Origin of the sequence: Streptomyces alkaliphilus, from assembly GCF_014141535.1 — a bacterium.
In the GTDB taxonomy this organism is placed as follows: Bacteria; Actinomycetota; Actinomycetes; order Streptomycetales; family Streptomycetaceae; genus Streptomyces; species Streptomyces alkaliphilus.
Genome location: NZ_VKHT01000211.1, coordinates 1 through 6,291 on the forward strand (window position 1 = coordinate 1; position 6,291 = coordinate 6,291).

Annotated in this window: 7 protein-coding genes; 3 read left to right on the top strand and 4 right to left on the bottom strand. The window is 72.9% G+C overall.

The genetic code is table 11. From position 1 onward, the window contains the following. Positions 1–341: 341 nt before the first annotated feature. Positions 342–1,694 carry a class II 3-deoxy-7-phosphoheptulonate synthase gene (locus tag FNQ90_RS09370; RefSeq protein ID WP_143620727.1) on the top strand — a complete coding sequence of 451 codons (1,353 nt, stop codon included), beginning with the start codon at positions 342–344 and terminating at the stop codon, positions 1,692–1,694. A 219-nt stretch (positions 1,695–1,913) separates the two neighbouring features. Further along, on the top strand, positions 1,914–2,201 hold the full coding sequence (locus tag FNQ90_RS09375) for a (2Fe-2S)-binding protein (RefSeq protein ID WP_182605941.1): 288 nt from the start codon (positions 1,914–1,916) through the stop codon (positions 2,199–2,201). Between the two features lie 12 nt (positions 2,202–2,213). Here FNQ90_RS09375 and bfr read toward each other — a convergent pair whose 3' ends face one another. Next, complete coding sequence (gene bfr / locus FNQ90_RS09380; protein WP_143619282.1) at positions 2,214–2,696, bottom strand: bacterioferritin; 483 nt, start codon at positions 2,694–2,696, stop codon at positions 2,214–2,216. A 239-nt stretch (positions 2,697–2,935) separates the two neighbouring features. Here bfr and FNQ90_RS09385 point away from each other — a divergent pair, with 239 nt between their 5' ends. Continuing rightward, entirely contained in the window at positions 2,936–3,574 is a 639-nt protein-coding gene (locus tag FNQ90_RS09385; RefSeq protein WP_182605942.1) for a molybdopterin-dependent oxidoreductase, read from the top strand. Between the two features lie 31 nt (positions 3,575–3,605). On the opposite strand, the gene FNQ90_RS09390 is transcribed toward FNQ90_RS09385, so the two are convergent. From FNQ90_RS09390 to FNQ90_RS09400, 3 genes are all read right to left on the bottom strand, one after another. Next, a complete protein-coding gene (locus tag FNQ90_RS09390) occupies positions 3,606–4,556 on the bottom strand; it encodes a deoxyribonuclease IV (RefSeq protein WP_228470998.1) in 951 nt (316 codons plus the stop codon). A 264-nt stretch (positions 4,557–4,820) separates the two neighbouring features. Then, positions 4,821–5,051, bottom strand: a complete 231-nt coding sequence (locus FNQ90_RS09395; RefSeq protein WP_182605944.1) for a hypothetical protein — start codon at positions 5,049–5,051, stop codon at positions 4,821–4,823. A gap of 227 nt (positions 5,052–5,278) precedes the next feature. Further along, the gene (locus FNQ90_RS09400) at positions 5,279–6,040 is read right to left on the bottom strand and encodes a transglycosylase SLT domain-containing protein (protein WP_323379860.1); all 762 of its coding nucleotides are present in this window, start codon (positions 6,038–6,040) and stop codon (positions 5,279–5,281) included. Between the last annotated feature and the right edge of the window lie 251 nt (positions 6,041–6,291).

Genomic DNA, 6,291 nt, shown 5'->3' on the forward strand with positions numbered 1-6,291 from the left:
GGCACGGGGAGTCCTTCCGGTTCGGGGAGGAGGTCGCCCGGGCCGGTACTCCACGCGGAATCGCGAGAGGCCGCCCTCGGGCGGCCTCTCGCGTCATGGTGGGTGCGCGCGTGTCAGTGGGCCGCCGGGGGAGCGGTCCACCACCAGAAAAGCCTCGTCTGCGCACGCACACGGCAACCCTAGCCCCTGCCCGCCCTTCCGCACAGCCCCGCGTCGGCCACGGGGGGTCACCGTCGGCGCGCCCCGGGGGCCGGGGGACGGTGTCCCCGGCCCCGGCGGATCCCGTCTCACCCATCGGGCGCCGGGCGGGCGACCGCGGCGCGACCCCGTAACCTGGCGGTGTGACCGTGAACGCTGAGAGCAGCACATCGACCGCCTCCTCCTGGCGCGACCTCCCCGCGGCGCAGCAGCCCGAGTACCCGGATTCCGAGGCCCTGCGCGAGGTGACCGCGGACCTCGCCGGGTATCCGCCCCTCGTCTTCGCCGGTGAGTGCGACCAACTGCGCGACCGTCTGGGAGCCGTCGCCCGGGGTGAGGCGTTCCTGCTGCAGGGCGGCGACTGTGCCGAGGCATTCGACCAGGTGAGCGCGGAGCACATCCGCGCGAAGCTCAAGACGCTGTTGCAGATGAGCGCGGTGCTCACCTACGCCGCCGCCGTCCCGGTGGTCAAGGTCGGCCGCATCGCCGGTCAGTACTCCAAGCCGCGCTCGAAGGCGACGGAGGTCCGCGACGGTGTGGAGCTGCCCTCCTACCGGGGCGACTCGGTCAACGCGCCGGCCTTCACCGCCGAGGCCCGTACCCCGGACCCGGAGCGTCTGCGCCGCATGTACCACTCCTCGGCGGCGACGCTGAACCTGGTGCGCGGCTTCACCACCGGTGGTTACGCGGACCTGCGCCAGGTGCACGCCTGGAACCAGGACTTCGTGCGCACCTCCGCCTCCGGACAGCGGTACGAGGCGTTGGCCCGGGAGATCGACCGGGCGTTGAGCTTCATGAAGGCCTGCGGCGCGGACCCGGCCGAGTTCCACTCGGTGGAGTTCTACGCCTCCCACGAGGCGCTGTTGCTGGACTACGAGGCGGCGCTCACCCGGGTGGACTCGCGGACCGGCAGCCTGTACGACGTCTCCGCCCACATGATCTGGATCGGCGAGCGCACCCGGCAGTTGGACGGCGCCCACATCGAGTTCGCCTCCCGGGTGCGCAACCCGGTGGGCGTCAAGCTGGGCCCGACCACCACCCCGGAGGAGGCCCTGGCGTACATCGACCGCCTGGACCCGGATCGCGAGCCCGGCCGGCTCACCTTCATCACCCGGTACGGGGCGGGGAAGATCCGCGACCTGCTGCCCGAACTGGTGGAGAAGGTCACCGCGTCCGGGGCCCGGCCGGTGTGGGTGTGCGACCCGATGCACGGAAACACCTTCGAGGCCGCCTCGGGGCACAAGACCCGGCGCTTCGACGACGTGCTGGACGAGGTCAAGGGCTTCTTCGAGGTGCACAAGGCGCTGGGCACGCATCCGGGTGGCATCCACGTGGAGCTGACCGGCGATGACGTGACCGAGTGCGTGGGTGGTGGCGACGAGATCTTCGTCGACGACCTCCACCAGCGCTACGAGACGGCCTGTGACCCCCGGCTCAACCGCAGCCAGTCCCTGGACCTGGCCTTCCTGGTGGCGGAGATGTACCGCGACCAGTGAGGCGGGCGCGGGCCCCGATCGCGAAGGCCCCGGGGGGCGGATTGTGAGATCCGCGCCCCCGGGGCCATTCCGTGATCGGGGCCACTGTTTTTTCACCCGCCGTTCCCTCGCCGAACCCCGGCGGTGGAGGTAAGGTAAGGGTTACCTCACCACCGGGATCCGCCGGATTCCGGAGTCCGCCGTACCGCCGGTCCCCGGCCCGATCCCCGCGAGGTGACGGTGTTCGTCTGCTCGTGCTTCGGCGTCACCGAACAGCAGGTCCGCGAGCACGCCGCCGCCGGCGCGTGCACGCCCCGACAGATCGCCTCGGCGAGTGGCGCCGGTACCGACTGCGGCTCGTGCGTACGACGCATCCAGGGCATCCTCGGTCGCGGGTGTCCGCGCCGTGAGGGCTCAGGCGCCGTCGTGGCATCGGCCCTCGCCGGGGCGGCGGGACCGTCCCCGGAGTCGGTGATCCCCGGCCTTCCCTCCGCCCCGTCGTCCCGCCCGCTGCCCCTCGCCGCCTGACCGGCGGCCGGGTCAGGCCTCCGCGGGCTGCTCGATCTGCTGGGCGAGGTAGAGCGGCTCCCCGAGCTTCTCGATCAGCTCCAGTTGGGTGTCGAGGTAGTCGATGTGGTGCTCCTCGTCGGCGAGGATCGACTCGAAGATGTTGGCCGAGGTCACGTCACCCTTGGCGCGCATCACCTCGATGCCCCGACGCAGCCGGTCGATGGCCTCCACCTCGATCTCCCGGTCGGCCCGGAACATCTCGCTCACCGTCTGCCCCACCCGGACGTGGAAGAGCCGCTGGTAGTTGGGCAGGCCGTCCAGGAAGAGGATCCGGTCGGTGAGCACCTCGGCGTGCTTCATCTCGTCGAAGGACTCGGCGCGGGTGTACTTGGCCAGCTTCGTCCAGCCGTTGTTCTCCTGCATCTTGGCGTGCAGGAAGTACTGGTTGATCGCCGTCAGCTCGGCGGTCAACTGCTCGTTGAGGAATTCGATGACCTCGGGGTCACCCTGCATGACGGGCGCTCCTTTCGGAAGCGACGGGATCTTCGGCCTCTTCGGGCATCCTGGCACCCGTCGGCGGTCGCGTCCAGTAAACAAAGCCTTACCGAAGCGGAGCGGATTTCACATAATTCATGGCATTTTTCGGGCAATTCCGATCGTGGTGGTGACGCGGCGTGGCGGTTCGGGGACCCCGGGGGCGGGCCGTGCGGGGGCCGTGCCTCCGGCAGGTCACCGCGTGCCACCATGGAGCCATGGAGGGACCCGTGGAAGCAGCCGACGCGGACCCCCGGGAGGCGCCCGGGGAGCCCCTGCCGCCGGGGCAGCGCCCCGCCCGGGGCTGGCCGACCACCCACTACGGCCCCGTACCGCGCTTCCGACCCGAGCGCTGGCGGTTCCGTGTCTTCGGTGCCACGGCCGACGGCGGACGCCACGAGTGGGACCACGACGAATTCACCGCACTGCCCCACCACACGGTCACGGCCGGCCTGGACTGCGTCACCCGCTTCAGCGTCCCGCCCTGCGAGTGGGGTGGTGTGGCGGCCCGCACCCTGCTGGAAGTGGCGCCCCCCGCGCCCGACGCGGAGCACGTCATGGTGTGGGCCGAGTACGGCTACGGGGCCAACCTCCGGATGGCCGACTTCGCCGGGGAGCGCACGCTGTTCGCCACCCACCGCGAGGGGGAGCCGATCACCGTCGAGCACGGCTTCCCGGTCCGGCTCATCGTGCCCGGACTCTACGCCTGGAAGGGCCCCAAATGGGTGCGCGGGGTGGAGTACATGACCGAGGACCGCCGCGGCTTCTGGGAGGAGCGCGGCTACCACAACCGGGGCGAGGTGCGGCGCGAGCAGCGCTACTCCCACCAGGAGGACCCGGGCGACGGCCCGGGATGACGGGCGCCCCGGGGAGTTCCCGGCACCCCGATCAGCCGCCGGTTCCGTCGGCCGGGCGCGAGGCCGGGCGCGAGGTCGAGCGGGAACCGCCGGTCCGGCGCGGCGGGTGCTCCTCGCGCGGCACCGGCGCGGGCATCCGACCGGCGCGCATCTCCCGCAGCCGCGCCACGTCCCCGGCGTGCCCCTCCGGCCCACCGGGCGTCTCGATGACCAGTGGCACCCCCTCGGTCGCCGGGTGGGCCAGCAGCTCGGCGAAGGCGGGGTCACCGATGTGGCCGCGTCCGATCCGGGCGTGCCGGTCACGGCGGGAGCCGCGCGGGGCGGCCGAGTCGTTGGCGTGGATCAAGCGCAACCGGCCCGGCCCCACCGCCTCCTCCAGCGCGGCGAGCATCCGGCCGACACCACCGGGCCGGTCCAGATCGTGGCCGGCGGCGAAGACGTGGCAGGTGTCCAGGCACACCCCCACCCGGGGATGGTGGTCCAGCGCCGCGAGGTAGGGGCCCAGCTCCTCCACCAGGGAGCACACCGAGGAGCCCTGCCCGGCGGTGGGCTCCAACAACAGCATCGGGCCGTCCGGTCCCCCGGGCTCCTCCTCCAGCAGCGGCAGCAGGCGTTCGCGCACGGCGGCGAGTCCGGTCGCCCGGTCGCGCCCGCCGGTGGCCGAACCGGTGTGCACCACGACCCCGAGGGTGCCGATGGCGGCGCCCCGCCGCAGCGAGTGCCGCAACGAGACCACCGACCGCTCACCGGTCGTCCCGTCGTGCGAGGCCGGGTTGATCAGGTAGGGGGCGTGCACGAAGACCGCCAGGCCCTCCGCCGCGCAGCCGGCGCGGAACTCCTCGTCCTGCGCCGGGTCGCCGGTCGGCGTCGCCCAGCCGCGTGGGTTGGCGACGAACACCTGCACCGCCTCGGCCCCCATCCGCCGGGCGTACGCCAGGCCGGTGCGGGCCAGTCCGCCGGCCACCGGAACGTGCCCGCCCAGCGGGTTGCGGCGCCGAGCCGGGTCCCCGGGATCGGCCGGACGGGCGTCGACCGGCGCATCACCGGTGGCCGTGGACGGGGGCACCACGGCGGGTGCCCCTCCTTCACCGGAGGTCGCGGGAGGCGGGGAGGAGATCATGGGACACCAGACTGCCAGGGCGCTCCCGGCATCCGATACCGCGGGGTCCGCGGCATGGACGCCTCCTCGGCGTCCGGGGAGGGGAGGGCCCCGAACCGCCTCCGGGAACGCCGGGGCCCGGTTCCCTCACCTCCGCCCCGGATGCCCCGCATGCACCGGGAGCGGGGAGTGACGTCCCACGGTCGCCACCACACCGAGGGCGAACACCGTCCCCGTAGCGATCCACGCCACCGGGTCGGTCGCGTCCCGCAGGACCACGGTCCACGGGTACGGATGGAGGTCGTTGCCGTACCCCACCAGGGTGACCAGGACCAGCCACCCCACGCACACCACACCGGAGACCGTCGAACCCGCCATCGCCCCGACCGTCATCCTCGTGCACGGCGTCGATGGCCGGGGGATGAGACCGGGCCATCCTCGTTCCCCGGGATGCGAAGAGCTTCTCCGTCGACACGGAAACGGGGCCCGGCCCGAACGCTCCTGGCGTTCGGGCCGGCCCCGTGCGATCACCACCGGCCGGTACCGTCACCCGCCGCCGGTCGGCGGGGTCGGGTGGACCGGATGTCGTGACCCGGTGAAACGGCTCAGTACGGGCCGTTGACGTTGTCGATCGAGCCGTAGCGGTGGGCGGCGTAGTTGGCCGCCGCCACCAGGTTGGCCACCGGGTCGTACAGGTCGTACGGCGTGCCCGGCACGTGGTAGGCGTCGAAGGTCGGCTGGATGACCTGGAGCAGACCGATCGACGGGGTGCCGTTCTGCGCGTTGATGTCCCACAGGTTGATGGCGTCGGGATTGCCGCTGGACTCCCGCATGATGTTGCGGTGCAGGCCCTCGTAGGTACCGGGTATGCCGTGGAAGGCCATGATGTCCAGCGCCTCGCGGATCCAGCCGTCCAGGTCGTCGGTGTAGACCTTGTAGCCCTCGGCGTCCGTGGCCACACCGGTGGACACCGTCGTGGCCGCGGCCGTCGGGGCGCTCGTCGTCACCGCGGTCGCCGTGCCCGGGGCCTCACGCGACGCGGAGCGGTCCGCCGCCCGCTCGGCCTCCTCGGCGGCCCGTGCCTCCTCGGCCGCGACACGGGCCTCCTCCGCCTCCCTGGCCTCCTCGGCCTCGCGGTGGGCGACCGCGTCGGCGTGCGCGATCACCGCGTGCCGTTCGACGGCGTGCTCCCGGACGCCGGCCGTCCACTGCCGCTCCACCGCCTCGCGGTGCTCCGCGATCGCTCCGTCGTCCACCAGCGCCACGGCCACCGGGGAGGTGGCCACGGGCTCGGCGGCGGTCGCGTTCGCCCCCGCCGGGAGCAGGGGAACGGTCAGGGCCAGGGCCGCCGCGCCCAGGGCGCTCACGGCCGTCACCCGGCCCCTGCCGGTCACGGCCGTGACCGCGGGAATGCCGGGGAGGCCGGGAGTGCGCCGGTGTCGCGGGAAGCGATGAGCGGGCATGGGGGGTTACCTCGTGTTCGTCGCGTTCGGGGATGCGCCGGGAGGTCCCGGCGACGTCGCGAGGAATTGGTAACAGTGCCCCCAAGAGGCGGTAAAGCGGACTTTTTACTACGCGTGATAGTGGTCCCGGCGGGGCCGGGGGTGTCCCGGGAGGG